The organism is Pantoea sp. NGS-ED-1003 (genome assembly GCF_000738765.1).
GTDB lineage: Bacteria > Pseudomonadota > Gammaproteobacteria > Enterobacterales > Enterobacteriaceae > Pantoea > Pantoea septica.
The window spans coordinates 14,528-27,696 of record NZ_JPQA01000016.1 but is presented as its reverse complement, the minus strand read 5'-3'; the positions used below and the strand labels follow the sequence as shown (position 1 = coordinate 27,696).

12 protein-coding genes and 1 riboswitch are annotated in these 13,169 nt (G+C 59.4%); of the genes, 5 read left to right on the top strand and 7 right to left on the bottom strand.

Annotated features, from left to right (window positions below; all coding sequences use genetic code 11):
• Window positions 1-523: 523 nt before the first annotated feature.
• Window positions 524-2,113 (top strand): bifunctional phosphoribosylaminoimidazolecarboxamide formyltransferase/IMP cyclohydrolase, encoded by a 1,590-nt coding sequence (gene purH, locus JS46_RS22030; protein WP_033755853.1) that lies wholly within the window; start codon window positions 524-526, stop codon window positions 2,111-2,113.
• A gap of 16 nt (window positions 2,114-2,129) precedes the next feature.
• Window positions 2,130-3,410 carry a phosphoribosylamine--glycine ligase gene (gene purD / locus JS46_RS22025; RefSeq protein WP_033755851.1) on the top strand — a complete coding sequence of 427 codons (1,281 nt, stop codon included), beginning with the start codon at window positions 2,130-2,132 and terminating at the stop codon, window positions 3,408-3,410.
• A gap of 35 nt (window positions 3,411-3,445) precedes the next feature.
• On the opposite strand, the gene JS46_RS22020 is transcribed toward purD, so the two are convergent.
• From JS46_RS22020 to nudC, 6 genes are all read right to left on the bottom strand, one after another.
• Window positions 3,446-4,108, bottom strand: coding sequence for a DUF1481 domain-containing protein (locus tag JS46_RS22020; RefSeq protein ID WP_033755849.1), 663 nt, complete (start codon window positions 4,106-4,108; stop codon window positions 3,446-3,448).
• Window positions 4,109-4,176: 68 nt separating this feature from the next.
• Window positions 4,177-4,449, bottom strand: a complete 273-nt coding sequence (gene hupA, locus JS46_RS22015) for a nucleoid-associated protein HU-alpha (RefSeq protein ID WP_033755847.1) — start codon at window positions 4,447-4,449, stop codon at window positions 4,177-4,179.
• Between the two features lie 188 nt (window positions 4,450-4,637).
• Window positions 4,638-5,228, bottom strand: coding sequence for a YjaG family protein (locus JS46_RS22010; protein WP_033755845.1), 591 nt, complete (start codon window positions 5,226-5,228; stop codon window positions 4,638-4,640).
• Window positions 5,229-5,290: 62 nt separating this feature from the next.
• Window positions 5,291-5,959, bottom strand: coding sequence for a deoxyribonuclease V (nfi, locus tag JS46_RS22005; protein ID WP_033755844.1), 669 nt, complete (start codon window positions 5,957-5,959; stop codon window positions 5,291-5,293).
• A gap of 2 nt (window positions 5,960-5,961) precedes the next feature.
• Window positions 5,962-7,029 (bottom strand): uroporphyrinogen decarboxylase, encoded by a 1,068-nt coding sequence (hemE, locus tag JS46_RS22000; RefSeq protein WP_033755842.1) that lies wholly within the window; start codon window positions 7,027-7,029, stop codon window positions 5,962-5,964.
• Window positions 7,030-7,070: 41 nt separating this feature from the next.
• On the bottom strand, window positions 7,071-7,841 hold the full coding sequence (gene nudC, locus JS46_RS21995) for an NAD(+) diphosphatase (protein WP_033755840.1): 771 nt from the start codon (window positions 7,839-7,841) through the stop codon (window positions 7,071-7,073).
• Between the two features lie 152 nt (window positions 7,842-7,993).
• On the opposite strand from nudC, the gene JS46_RS21990 reads away from it, so the two are divergent.
• The 3 genes from JS46_RS21990 (at window position 7,994) to thiE (ending at window position 11,486) form a co-directional block, all read left to right on the top strand.
• Window positions 7,994-8,503, top strand: coding sequence for an Rsd/AlgQ family anti-sigma factor (locus JS46_RS21990; protein ID WP_033755838.1), 510 nt, complete (start codon window positions 7,994-7,996; stop codon window positions 8,501-8,503).
• 242 nt (window positions 8,504-8,745) lie between these two features.
• Window positions 8,746-8,845: riboswitch (TPP riboswitch) on the top strand.
• An 86-nt stretch (window positions 8,846-8,931) separates the two neighbouring features.
• Entirely contained in the window at window positions 8,932-10,857 is a 1,926-nt protein-coding gene (thiC, locus tag JS46_RS21985; RefSeq protein WP_033755837.1) for a phosphomethylpyrimidine synthase ThiC, read from the top strand.
• The gene (gene thiE / locus JS46_RS21980) at window positions 10,854-11,486 is read left to right on the top strand and encodes a thiamine phosphate synthase (protein ID WP_033755836.1); all 633 of its coding nucleotides are present in this window, start codon (window positions 10,854-10,856) and stop codon (window positions 11,484-11,486) included. Before thiC ends, thiE begins: the two co-directional genes overlap by 4 nt.
• A gap of 183 nt (window positions 11,487-11,669) precedes the next feature.
• On the opposite strand, the gene JS46_RS21975 is transcribed toward thiE, so the two are convergent.
• A complete protein-coding gene (locus JS46_RS21975) occupies window positions 11,670-13,139 on the bottom strand; it encodes a PLP-dependent aminotransferase family protein (protein ID WP_033755835.1) in 1,470 nt (489 codons plus the stop codon).
• Window positions 13,140-13,169: the final 30 nt, after the last annotated feature.

Here is a 13,169-nt window from a genome sequence, read left to right as displayed (position 1 = left end):
TTTTAAGCCCGAAGGCTTTGATATCTGCTCCCGAGTGCCCACACAGATTGTCTGATAAATTGTTAAAGAGCGGTGCAGTCAGCGGCCGAGCCTGCTGCTGCGAGGTGGCGTATATTACGCTACTCTCTGTGTCAGTCAAGCGTTTATTTTCGCTCTGACCGACGGTGACTTTCATCACCTCAACACCGCATTCCGTAAGCCGTTGTGCCGTGTCGATGGAGGCGCATTATAGGGAGTCGTTCAGAGAGCGCAACAGCTAAATTGCAGAAAAATGACCGTTCGCTGCATTCCACAGCAAAAGCCCGCCTTATACGTGATTACCCACAAAGTTATCCACAATGCATTTCAAAACGAATTTTTGCGAGCAGCACGCAAACGTTTTCGCTACAATGCCCCGCGACGTCACGGATGCCCCTTTTCGGGGCGTTACCTGAAGTTTCGCCTCTTTTTATTCATAAGAAGATCGCTAAGCTTGATGTAACGCTCTTATTTACGCGAAACAAAGCCAAGGGATAAAACCACCATGCAACAACGTCGTCCTGTACGCCGCGCTCTGCTGAGTGTCTCAGACAAAGCAGGTATCCTCGAATTTGCTCAGGCGCTCTCCAGCCGCGGCGTCGAACTCCTCTCTACAGGCGGAACCGCTCGCCTGCTGGCCGATGCGGGTCTCGCTGTTACCGAAGTGTCTGACTACACCGGCTTCCCGGAAATGATGGATGGACGCGTCAAAACGCTGCACCCGAAAGTGCACGGCGGCATTCTGGGCCGTCGCGGCCAGGATGACGCCATTATGGCGCAGCACGCTATCGAACCTATCGACATGGTGGTGGTTAACCTCTATCCCTTCGCGCAGACCGTTGCGCGCGAAGGCTGCACGCTGGAAGATGCGGTCGAGAATATCGATATCGGCGGCCCGACCATGGTGCGTTCAGCGGCCAAGAACCATAAGGACGTGGCGATTGTGGTCAAGAGCAGCGACTACGACGCCATACTGGCCGAGCTGGACGCCAACGAAAACTCGTTGACGCTGGAAACCCGTTTTGACCTTGCGATTAAAGCGTTTGAGCATACCGCGGCCTATGACAGCATGATCGCCAACTACTTTGGCTCGCTGGTTCCTGCCTATCATGGCGAGCGCAATCAACCCGCTGGCCGTTTCCCGCGCACGCTCAATCTGAACTTCATTAAGAAGCAGGATATGCGCTACGGCGAAAACAGCCATCAGGACGCCGCCTTCTATATAGAAGAGAACGTGCAGGAAGCTTCGGTAGCGACCGCGCAGCAGGTTCAGGGCAAAGCGCTCTCCTACAACAATATTGCCGATACCGACGCGGCGCTGGAGTGCGTGAAGGCGTTCAGCGAAGCAGCGTGCGTTATCGTTAAGCATGCCAACCCCTGCGGCGTCGCCGCTGGCGCATCAATTCTTGAGGCTTACGAACGCGCGTATCAGACCGACCCGACCTCGGCCTTCGGCGGCATTATCGCTTTTAACCGCGAGCTGGACGAAGCGACCGCGCAGGCGATTATCAGCCGTCAGTTTGTCGAAGTGATCATCGCCCCTTCCGCCAGCGAAGCGGCGCTGAAAGTCACGGCGGCCAAGCAGAACGTTCGCGTGCTGATCTGCGGCCAGTGGCAGGAACGCGTCGCCGGACTCGATTTCAAACGCGTTACCGGCGGCCTGCTGGTACAGGATCGCGACCTGGGCATGGTGGAAGCGAGCCAGCTGCGCGTGGTCAGCAAGCGTCAGCCGAGCGAGCAGGAGCTGCGCGACGCGCTCTTCTGCTGGAAGGTCGCGAAGTTCGTGAAATCCAACGCCATCGTTTATGCGCGCGACAATATGACCATCGGCATCGGCGCCGGCCAGATGAGCCGCGTCTACTCCGCTAAAATTGCCGGCATTAAGGCTGCGGACGAAGGGCTGGAGGTAAAAGGCTCGGCGATGGCTTCCGATGCGTTCTTCCCATTCCGCGACGGTATCGATGCCGCGGCCGCTGTCGGCGTTACCTGCGTTATCCAGCCGGGCGGCTCTATTCGCGACGAAGAGGTTATCGCTGCGGCAGACGAGCACGGCATCGCCATGATCTTCACTGACATGCGCCACTTCCGCCATTAATTATCCGGAGAGCAATATGAAAATTTTAGTGATTGGCAACGGCGGCCGTGAACACGCACTGGCCTGGAAAGCGGCGCAGTCGCCGCTGGCGGAAACGGTATTCGTCGCGCCCGGCAACGCTGGCACCGCGCTGGAGCCCGCGCTGCAAAATGTTGATATTAGCCCAACCGATATCCCTGCCCTGCTGGCGTTCGCCCAGCGCGAAGCGATCGACCTGACTATCGTCGGTCCGGAAGCGCCGCTGGTTATCGGCGTGGTCGACGCCTTCCGCGCGGCGGGTCTGAAAATTTTCGGCCCAACCAAAAACGCCGCGCAGCTGGAAGGCTCTAAAGCCTTTACCAAAGATTTCCTTGCCCGCCACCATATTCCTACCGCGGAGTACCGCAACTTTACAGATGTCGAAGTCGCGCTGGCGTACCTGCGCGAGAAAGGCGCGCCTATCGTCATCAAGGCCGACGGCCTGGCAGCCGGTAAAGGCGTAATCGTCGCGATGACGCTGGAAGAAGCGGAAGCAGCGGTTAAAGATATGCTGGCTGGCAACGCTTTCGGCGACGCAGGCCACCGCATCGTGATTGAAGAGTTTCTCGACGGCGAAGAAGCCAGCTTTATCGTCATGGTTGATGGCGAACATGTGCTGCCGATGGCCACCAGCCAGGATCACAAGCGCGTCGGCGATGGCGATACCGGTCCGAACACGGGCGGCATGGGCGCCTATTCCCCCGCGCCGGTGGTTACCGACGAGATCCACCAGCGCGTTATGGATCAGGTGATCTGGCCGACGGTGCGCGGCATGGCGGCGGAAGGCAATGTCTATACCGGCTTCCTGTATGCCGGTCTGATGATCGATCAGTCGGGTCAGCCGAAAGTCATCGAATTCAACTGCCGCTTCGGCGATCCCGAAACCCAGCCGATCATGCTGCGCCTGCAGTCGGATTTGGTTGAGCTCTGCCTGGCGGCCTGCGACGGCGCGCTGGATAAGACGGATTCAAAATGGGATCCGCGCCCGGCGCTCGGCGTCGTGCTGGCGGCGGGCGGCTATCCGGGCGACTACGTCAACGGCGAGCAGATTCACGGCCTGCCGCTGGAGCAGGTTGAAGACGGCAAGGTATTCCATGCCGGTACGCGTCTTGAGAACGATCTGGTGCTGACCAACGGCGGCCGCGTGCTCTGCGTTACCGCGCTGGGTGACGACGTGGCGGCGGCGCAAAAGCGCGCCTATGAGCTGGCTCAGCCTGTCTCATGGAACGGCAGCTTCTGCCGCCGCGATATCGGCTATCGCGCCATTAACCGCAAGTAAGCAAAAAGGGCGCGCCATGCGCCCTTTTCTCTGCCCTAAAAATCCTCTTCTTTCGGCTGCGAATCACAGCTTTCTCCCGGCGCCGCGCGCAGCAGCTGCGTACCTTCAGGCGCCTCCAGCCAGGAGACCAGCAGCGGCGCGGCGCTGCGTCTCTGCTGCTGCGCCAGCGTCTGCAGCGCGTAATCGTCGAAGGATGGCGACTCGCGCCCGCCGTCGCAGAGGGCGATCTGCTTCGCGCCCAGCCACTGGCCCTGCTTCAGCATCACGCGGCCGCTGAGCAGCGCATTGCTCTGCGCCAGCATCCGCTGTGCATCGAACTTATAGAGCTCTATCGTATCCGGATCGACCGCTTCGCGTCGCCCGGCCAGCTGCCGCTGCATAAAGCTCAGGCTGCCGTCCTGATCGAAACGCAGGGTGACATCGTCTGGCTGCTTGCCGCTGACGTGGCGCGCTACGCTGACCAGCTTCTCCTCTTGCCACACATAGTCGGTGGTTTCCGCCGCGTCGCCGTTAAAAGGCGTATAGAGGGTGCGCAAATGAATCGTAAGGTGGCTGTTTTTGCGCCAGATGCGCACCGCGCCGCGATCGGCAAGATAGCCGCTGGCGCTAAAAGGAGGCGTGTCGGGCGTAGAACCGCACCCGGAAAGCAGAAGCAGAGCAAGCAGGGCAAAACAGGAGGGCGAACGCAGGTTCGGCATAGCTGGCCCCTAATACAAAAGGGGCGAATTCGCCCCTTCTTTTAAAATTCTGACCGCAGTGCGACGTCTTATTTAACAGAGTCTTTCAGCGCTTTACCAGACACGAATGCCGGTACGTTTGCCGCAGCGATTTTGATCTCTTTGCCAGTTTGCGGGTTGCGACCGGTACGCTCAGCGCGGTGGTTCACTTTAAAAGTGCCAAAACCAACCAGTTGTACAGCATCACCTTCTTTCAGAGACTCAGTGATCGCAGCCAGAGTTGATTCCAGAGCCGCTTTAGCCTGGGTTTTCGACAGGTCCGCTTTTTCCGCGATCACATCAATCAGTTGAGTCTTGTTCATAAGTTATCCTTAAAGTGTATTTATCGCTTGCTAAGCAACGAGTGCGAGGGAAAAGCCATATTCTGGCACTCTTCAGCCTGCACGCACCGATAGCCACAATTTTCAGCCCCCCAAATGTAGACCAGAGAGGGGGCCGATGTGAAGCCTCCAGGCGCGCTAATTCGGGCCTGAAGTCACGTTTTCCCGCCTTACTGCTGAAAATTTATACCGATGTTGCTGATTCCCGCCTCCCGCAGGTCCAAACGCAAACCTTTGATCAATTCAAGGTCTCGTTCTTCGCAGTCGGCAAGCAGGCGGAAAATCTCCCATTGCATGTCCCACTCGTCGATAACGGCCGGGTTTTCGCGCAGCTCTTCGTCGCTCATTTCGCGTCCGGCCTGGGTCATTTCCAGCATCGCAACGGTGGTGATCGACGTCTTGCTGACTTCAATCGCATGCTCCAGCGTTTCGCCGCTCAGCATCGCGTGCAGCACTTCGCTTAACGCCACGCAGGCGTCGATAGCGGGATAAACGCCATACACCTCGAAGGCATCGCCGTCGGGAATGGCGGCCTCAAGCTTTTCCAGCTGGCTGTCAAAATTGATTTTGGCGTCTTTGACCGTCAGGCTTTCCCAGATGAGATCGAGAAGGCGGCGATAAAGCGCCGGATCGGCGAATGCCGTCTGCTGGCAGAATGCCCAGTAATTGGGGAACATACGCTCGCACAGGCAAGCCATAAACGTCAGATGCTGCCAGCTTTCCAGCTTAGCCAGACGCAGGTGAACGGGGTTTTGTAACATGAACAGGGCTCTTCATCGTTTAGCTGGCGGCAGTGTACCGCAAAAGCGCCGCGCGCACAGCGTTAAAGCGCGCTTTGCCAGCGCTGAAAGGCGGTGCGGTTGGAGGCGACGGCGTCGGCCCAGCGCGTAGGCTCCGGCAGGCGATAGCCGCCCATGCAGTTTTCCACCCAGTGCAGCGCGCTATCCAGGCTGACGCGGTGTCCGGTCGCCACGAAAAGCGGGTTGCAGCGCGCTTTGCTGCGCCATACCCAGCCGATCTGCTCGTCTTTGTCTATCAGCGGCTGGCGCGATCCCGGCTCGGCGCCCAGATCGGCAAAGCGACCGCACAGGCGCTTTTTCGCCACGCCGATCGTCGGCACGTCAACCATTAAGCCAAAGTGCGAGGCGACGCCGAGACGACGCGGGTGCGAAATGCCGTGTCCGTCGACGAAAAGAAGATCCGGTTTGCGCTCAAGCATTTCCCATGCCGCCAGCAGCGCAGGATATTCGCGAAAAGAGAGGAAGCCGGGAATATAAGGCATGGTGGTGGCGATGCGCGCGATGCGATGCTCCACCAGCTTCAGGGAAGGATATTCGAGGATCACCAGGGCGGCGCGCGTCACGGCCCCTTCCTGCTCGAATCCGACGTCGGCGCCGCCGATAAAACGCGGCGGCAAAACGTCGAAATCATCCTGCCGCACCACCTCTGCAGCGCGCTGAATCTGCTCCGCGCGCAGTGCAGCAATGTCCATACTTACTCCTGATGATATTGGCCTGAGAGACGGTGCACCGCCTCAACGAACACGCCCGCATGCTCTGGCGGCACATCCTGATGGATACCATGTCCCAGGTTGAAGACGTGACCGCTGCCCGCGCCGAAGCCGTCGAGAATGCCCGCGACTTCCTGCTCGATACGCGCAGCTGGCGCATAAAGCATAGACGGATCCATGTTGCCCTGCAGCGCGACTTTGTCGCCGACGCGACGACGCGCTTCGCCGATGTCGGTGGTCCAGTCGAGACCGAGCGCGTCGCAGCCGGTGGCGGCCATCGCTTCCAGCCACTGTCCGCCGCCTTTGGTAAAGAGCGTAATCGGCACGCGGCGCCCTTCATTCTCATGCAGCACGCTGTCGACGATTTTATGCATGTAGTAGAGCGAGAACTCCAGGTAATCGCGGCCGGTCAGCACGCCGCCCCAGGTGTCGAACACCATTACCGACTGCGCGCCCGCGCGGATCTGCGCGTTGAGATAAAGAATGACGCTGTCCGCCAGCTTGTCGAGCATCGCATGCAGCGTTGCCGGATCGGCGTACATCATCTTTTTGATTTTCGTGAAGGCTTTGCTGCTGCCGCCCTCTACCATGTAGGTCGCCAGCGTCCAGGGACTGCCGGAGAATCCGATCAGCGGCACTTCGCCGTTGAGGTTTTTGCGAATGGTGCGTACCGCATTCATCACATAGCCGAGTTCCTGCTCGGGATCGGGCACCGGCAGTTTATCGACATCGGCGCGACAGGTAACCGGATTAGAGAAACGCGGGCCTTCGCCGGTTTCGAAGTAGAGTCCCAGCCCCATCGCGTCGGGGATCGTCAGGATATCGCTGAAGAGGATCGCCGCATCAAGCGGATAGCGGCGCAGCGGCTGCAGGGTGACTTCACACGCCAGTTCGGCGTTTTTGCACAGCGACATAAAATCACCGGCTACGGCGCGCGTCGCTTTGTACTCCGGCAAATAACGCCCGGCTTGTCGCATCATCCATACCGGCGTGATATCGACCGGTTGACGTAACAGGGCGCGCAGATAACGATCGTTCTTCAGTTCACTCATTTCATGACTCTCTCAATTTCAGGCGCGTAGTGTAACACTTCTTACGCCTCGCCGCGGCAGATGGCGACGGTATCTTCGATTAGCCGGCGCGCCACGGTGCCCGGCGGCGGCAGCTGCGGCAGCGCGTCGTAGCGGTACCAGCCGGCGTCCAGCAGCTCTTTGTTATCGATTTGCAGATCGCCACCGTCATACTCCGCCATAAAGGCCATCATCAGCGAATGCGGGAAGGGCCAGGGCTGCGACGTGACGTAGCGTAAGTTTTTGACGCGGACGTTGCTCTCTTCCATCACCTCGCGCGCGACCGCCTGCTCCAGCGTCTCGCCCACCTCGACAAAGCCCGCCAGCACGGTATAGATGCTGTTGCGATGACGCGCATGGTTGGCCAGCAATATCTCGTCGCCGCGTCGGATAGCGACGATAATGCAGGGCGCGATTTGCGGATAGTAGCGTTCGCGGCAGTGTCCGCAGAGGCAGGCATTTTCATGCTTGCTCAGATGCATTTCGTGGCCGCAGTAGCCGCAGAAGCGATGCGAGCGGTAAAACTCTGCCAGCTGCACGGCGCGCCCGGCAAGCTGAAACAGCCCTGGCTCTTCATCGATCAGCTGACGCACCGAGAACATGTCGCGATCGCGGCTCTCACACACCAGCCATACCGTTTCGCCCTGCCACTCGCCGACCGCCTGCGCCTTGCTGCCTGCCAGCTTAAACGCAGCGGCGCTGCCGTGCGGCAGATCGCCTTGCGGCAACCAAAGTTTCTGTTCATGGCTGACAATCCACCATCCAGCGTCTACGCTTGAGATCTCATGTTGCATCTAATCGTCATCCTTAGCGTCTTATCGATACGCTGAAGTCCTGATGTTAAGTGTGTAGACAAACAACTATACCCTAAATCGTCCAGCTTGCAGGCGGCGCCAGGCCAGCCGCAGCGTGACGGGAAGGGAACCTTCTTTACATGGAGTCAGATATGCTTAACCAGTTAAACGTCCTGACCGAGCGCGTAGGTGGCAGCAACGAACTGGTAGACACGTGGCTGGACGCCCGTCGCCAGCTTCTTGTTTCTTATTACCACCTGGTTGGGCTAAAGCCTAACAAAGAGGCGCTCACGACGTTAGACGAGCAGGCCCTCGACAATTTTTGTCACGGCCTGGTCGATTACCTTTCCGCCGGTCACTTCAGCATTTACGAGCGCATCATCAACGAGATGGAAGGCGACAGCCCGATGATTGCCGCTGCGCAGGTCTATCCGCCGCTGGAAGCCAACACCGAGCGCCTGATGCAGCTCTATGATGGCCATCTGCAGCAGTCGATTGACGACGATAACTGCGTCGATTTTCAGCTGGCGCTGTCGGAAGTCGGCGAAGTGCTGGAAGCGCGCTTTACCCTGGAAGATAAGCTGATCCAGCTTGCGTGGGACAACAGTCTGGTGCGTGCGCCGGTGGCCAACGACAGCACGCAGCTGTCGCGTCCGGCTTAAGGTTAGCCAATTGTAAATCGCTTGTTATTCTGAAGCGGCCCTTCTATGCTGAACGGGTTTTCGACGTTATCGTCGAAAACCCGTTTTGTTTTTGTGCAAAATGCACTGGCGTTTTAAGCGTAGCGTGCGCAGCCAGTTCACGCTCGGACAGCGCGCAGGGACGGGAGCATACTGAAGTATGTGACCGTCACGAGCACTGCCCAGGCGCGAAATGGCAAGCTAAGTAGCTTAAAACGTAAAACGAAATCTTGTCGGAGTGCCCCCTGGGCTGAGACCGTTAATTCGGGATCCGCGGAACCTGATCAGGTTAGAACCTGCGAAGGGAACAAGAGTAAACATCATCAGTACGCTGGCGATCCTGCCTGCCGTTTCTGTTACTCCTTCCGAACTCCGGACAAGCAACGTTCCCCCTCAACAGGAAAATTGCTATGTCTATGACCAAAACCAACCGACGTGAACAGCGCGCTCAGGCGCAGGCTTTTATTGAAGCGCTTCAGAGCGGCGTCGCCTTTCCCAACTCGAAACGTATCTGGATCCAGGGCAGCCGCGCCGATATTCGCGTGCCGATGCGCGAGATCCAGCTCAGCCCAACGCTGCTCGGCGGCGATAAAGATCGTCCGCGCTATGAAGGGAATGAGGCGGTGCCGGTCTACGATACTGCCGGTCCCTACGGCGACCCCGATGCCGTTATCGACGTACAGCGTGGGCTGGCAAAGCTGCGCGCCGACTGGATTGCCACACGCGACGATAGTGAGGTTCTGACGCACACCAGCTCGCGCTATACGCAGCAGCGTCTGGCCGACGACGGGCTCGATCATCTGCGTTTCGAGCGGCTGCCGCAGCCGCGACGCGCAAAAGCGGGGCGGCGCGTTACCCAGCTTCACTATGCCCGTCAGGGCGTCGTCACGCCGGAGATGGAGTTTATCGCGCTGCGCGAGAATATGGGCCGCGAACGCATTCGCAGCGAAGTGCTGCGTCAGCAGCATGCCGGCCACGGCTTCGGCGCGCAGCTGCCGGAAAACATCACCCCTGAGTTCGTGCGCCAGGAAGTGGCCGCCGGACGCGCCATTATTCCCGCGAATATCAACCATCCCGAATCGGAGCCGATGATCATCGGCCGCAACTTTCTGGTCAAGGTCAACGCCAACATCGGCAACTCGGCGGTCACCTCCTCTATCGAAGAAGAGGTGGAGAAACTGGTCTGGTCGACGCGCTGGGGCGCCGATACTGTGATGGATCTCTCCACCGGGCGCTATATTCATGAAACGCGCGAGTGGATCCTGCGCAACAGCCCGGTGCCCATCGGCACCGTACCCATCTATCAGGCGCTGGAAAAGGTCAACGGCGTTGCGGAAAATCTCGACTGGGAAGTGTTTCGCGACACGCTGCTGGAGCAGGCGGAGCAAGGCGTCGATTACTTCACTATCCACGCCGGCGTGCTGCTGCGCTATGTGCCGATGACGGCGAAACGCCTGACCGGCATCGTATCGCGCGGCGGGTCGATTATGGCGAAATGGTGTCTGTCGCATCACCGCGAAAGTTTTCTCTATACGCACTTTCGCGAAATTTGCGAAATCTGCGCCGCCTACGACGTTTCGCTGTCGCTTGGCGACGGCCTGCGTCCCGGCTCAATTCAGGACGCCAACGACGAGGCGCAGTTCGCCGAGCTGCGCACGCTGGGCGAGCTGACGAAGATCGCCTGGGAGTATGACGTGCAGGTGATGATCGAAGGTCCCGGCCATATTCCTATGCAGATGATCCGCCGTAATATGACCGAGCAGCTGGAGCACTGTCACGAAGCGCCGTTCTATACGCTCGGTCCGCTAACCACTGATATCGCGCCCGGCTACGATCACTTCACCTCCGGCATCGGCGCCGCGATGATCGGCTGGTTCGGCTGCGCCATGCTCTGCTACGTTACGCCCAAAGAGCATCTCGGCCTGCCAAATAAAGAGGACGTTAAGCAGGGGCTCATTACCTATAAGATCGCCGCCCACGCGGCGGATCTGGCGAAGGGGCATCCCGGCGCGCAGATCCGCGATAACGCCATGTCCAAAGCGCGCTTTGAATTCCGCTGGGAGGATCAGTTCAATCTGGCGCTCGATCCTCATACCGCGCGCGCCTATCACGACGAAACCCTGCCCCAGGAATCGGGTAAAGTGGCACACTTCTGCTCGATGTGCGGCCCCAAATTCTGCTCGATGAAAATCAGCCAGGAAGTGCGCGACTATGCAGCCAGCCAGGCCGAGGCGCAGCCGATCGCCATCGGTATGCAGCAGATGTCTGAAACCTTTCGCCGCCGCGGCGCCGAGCTTTACCACTCAGCCGATGCGCTGAACGAGGAGAAACGATGAACGCCCCTTTCCCTGCTACCGCCTCGCGCTTAGGGCTCTATCCGGTCGTCGACAGCGTGGAGTGGATTGCGCGACTGCTGGAGGTCGGCGTGCGCACTATCCAGCTGCGTATTAAAGATTGGGAGGATGAAGCGGTAGAGCCTGCGGTTATCGAGTCGATCGCGCTCGGCAAGCGTTACAACGCCCGTCTGTTTATCAACGACTACTGGCGGCTGGCAGTTAAGCACCGCGCCTACGGCGTGCATCTGGGTCAGGAGGATCTGGATGTCGCGAACCTGAATGCCATTCGTGAGGCGGGCCTGCGACTGGGCGTGTCGACGCACGACGACCACGAGCTGGATCGCGCGCTGGCGATACGCCCTTCCTATATCGCGCTGGGACATATTTTCCCTACCGAGACCAAGGCGATGCCCTCCGCGCCGCAGGGGCTGACCGAGCTTCAGCGGCATATCTCGCGGCTTAAGGGCGTCTCAACTGTGGCGATTGGCGGCATCAGCCTGGCGCGCGCGCCGGCGGTGCTGGCGACCGGCGTCGGCAGCATCGCCGTCGTCAGTGCCATTACCCAGGCGCCGGACTGGCGCGCCGCGACCCAGGCGTTGCTGGCGCTGGCGGAACCGCCGGAAGCGTAACGCGGGACGCGCCGCGCAAAAAAAGACAACATCCTGCAACAGCGGTAAAAAGTGTGGAAAACGGCGCGCAGCGACAGGCTTTCTCGCTCGCGCCGTTATTCTGCTGCGCTACAGTGGCTTTCGCCGGGTCTGTTGCCCGGCCAGGGCCAGAACCTCCCCTTCACCTCTCTGGCCCTGCCTCAACTATTTAGCCAGGAGGGTATCATGCTGCAGAGAGTGTGGAGAGTGTTCGCCCGCGCAGGCGGCTATCGCGCGCTCGACCGCCTGACCGACTTTTGCCAGCGCCTGTTCCACACGGTCGTCCGGTGTTACCGCGAAGCTCAGTCGCAGGCAGTTGCGATATTTTCCCGACGCAGAAAAAAGCGAGCCGACCGCAATCTGAATATGCGAATCGCGCAGTTCGCGATTAAGCCGCACGGCGTCAAACGCTTCCGGCAGTTCAACCCACATCATAAAGCCGCCCTGCGGACGCGAGACGCAGATGCCACAGGGAAAATAGTGGCGTACCCAGCAGCTGAAGCAGTCGTAGTTGCGCTGATAAAGCTGACGCATGCGACGCAGATGCGGCTGATAGTAGCCCTGGCGAATAAACTCCGCCATCGCATGCTGCGCCAGCGTGTTGCTGGAACCGGTGGCGATATATTTCATATGCAGCACGCGATCGCGATAGCGTCCCGGCGCAACCCAACCGATGCGCAGGCCAGGCGCTACCGTTTTCGAGAAAGAGCTGCACAGCAGCACCCGGCCGTCCAGATCGAACGATTTCAACGTGGCGGGCCGCGGATACTCCCAGGCCAGCTCGCCGTAAACGTCGTCTTCAATCACCGCTACGTCAAAACGCTGCGCCAGCGTCAGCAGCGCGCGCTTACGCGCCTCCGGCATAATAAAACCCAGCGGATTGTTGCAGTTAGGCACCACCATTACCGCTTTGATTGGCCACTGCTCAAACGCCAGCTCCAGCGCCTCCAGACTGATGCCGGTGACCGAATCGGTAGGGATCTCAATGGCGCGAATGCCGAAGCCGCGCAGGGTCTGCATAATGCCGTGAAACGACGGCGACTCTACCGCGATGATATCGCCCGGCTCGCATACCGCGCGGATCGAAACCGACAGCGCCTCATGACAGCCGGTGGTAACGACGATATCGTCAACCGACAGCTGGCAGCCGCTATCGATCGCCAGCCGCGCCACCTGCTCGCGCAAGCCGGTTACGCCATACAGATTGTCGTAGCTGAGAAGCTGCGTTTCCTGCCGCTGCGCCTGTCGGCTGAGAATTTTCCACAGTGGTTTCAGGGTCGGCTGGGTGAGGTTGGGCATGCCGCTACCCAGCTGCAGCATATCGCCTTCCTGACGACTCTCGAGCAGATCCAGCACCGACTCCCACTGAGTGATCTCTACCGGGCGCTGCACCGGACGCGTCAGCGCCGGCACCGGCGGCGCGGCCTTACGCGTTGCGACGAAATAGCCGGAACGCGGCTGCGGCGTAATCAGCTGCTTCTCCTCCAGCACGTGGTACGCCTGCTGCACGGTGCTAATGCTGACGCCATGTTCAAGGCTCAGCGTGCGCACTGACGGCAGCTTCTCACCGCTGCGGTAAAGCCCCTGTTCAATGCGCTGCGCCAGGTGCATCGCCAGCTGTTGATAACGCGTCATGTTCGGCTCCCGTCAGCCTGAGAAGTTAAA

Excerpts from the sequence above, each read along its gene's own strand:
- JS46_RS22010 (WP_033755845.1), bottom strand. The coding sequence starts at position 5,228 with ATGTTACAAAACCCCGTTCACCTGCGTCTGGCTAAGCTGGAAAGCTGG.
- hupA (WP_033755847.1), bottom strand. The coding sequence starts at position 4,449 with ATGAACAAGACTCAACTGATTGATGTGATCGCGGAAAAAGCGGACCTG.
- nfi (WP_033755844.1), bottom strand. The coding sequence starts at position 5,959 with ATGGACATTGCTGCACTGCGCGCGGAGCAGATTCAGCGCGCTGCAGAG.
- thiE (WP_033755836.1), top strand. The coding sequence starts at position 10,854 with ATGAACGCCCCTTTCCCTGCTACCGCCTCGCGCTTAGGGCTCTATCCG.
- purD (WP_033755851.1), top strand. The coding sequence starts at position 2,130 with ATGAAAATTTTAGTGATTGGCAACGGCGGCCGTGAACACGCACTGGCC.
- purH (WP_033755853.1), top strand. The coding sequence starts at position 524 with ATGCAACAACGTCGTCCTGTACGCCGCGCTCTGCTGAGTGTCTCAGAC.
- JS46_RS21975 (WP_033755835.1), bottom strand. The coding sequence starts at position 13,139 with ATGACGCGTTATCAACAGCTGGCGATGCACCTGGCGCAGCGCATTGAA.
- hemE (WP_033755842.1), bottom strand. The coding sequence starts at position 7,029 with ATGAGTGAACTGAAGAACGATCGTTATCTGCGCGCCCTGTTACGTCAA.
- nudC (WP_033755840.1), bottom strand. The coding sequence starts at position 7,841 with ATGCAACATGAGATCTCAAGCGTAGACGCTGGATGGTGGATTGTCAGC.
- thiC (WP_033755837.1), top strand. The coding sequence starts at position 8,932 with ATGTCTATGACCAAAACCAACCGACGTGAACAGCGCGCTCAGGCGCAG.
- JS46_RS22020 (WP_033755849.1), bottom strand. The coding sequence starts at position 4,108 with ATGCCGAACCTGCGTTCGCCCTCCTGTTTTGCCCTGCTTGCTCTGCTT.
- JS46_RS21990 (WP_033755838.1), top strand. The coding sequence starts at position 7,994 with ATGCTTAACCAGTTAAACGTCCTGACCGAGCGCGTAGGTGGCAGCAAC.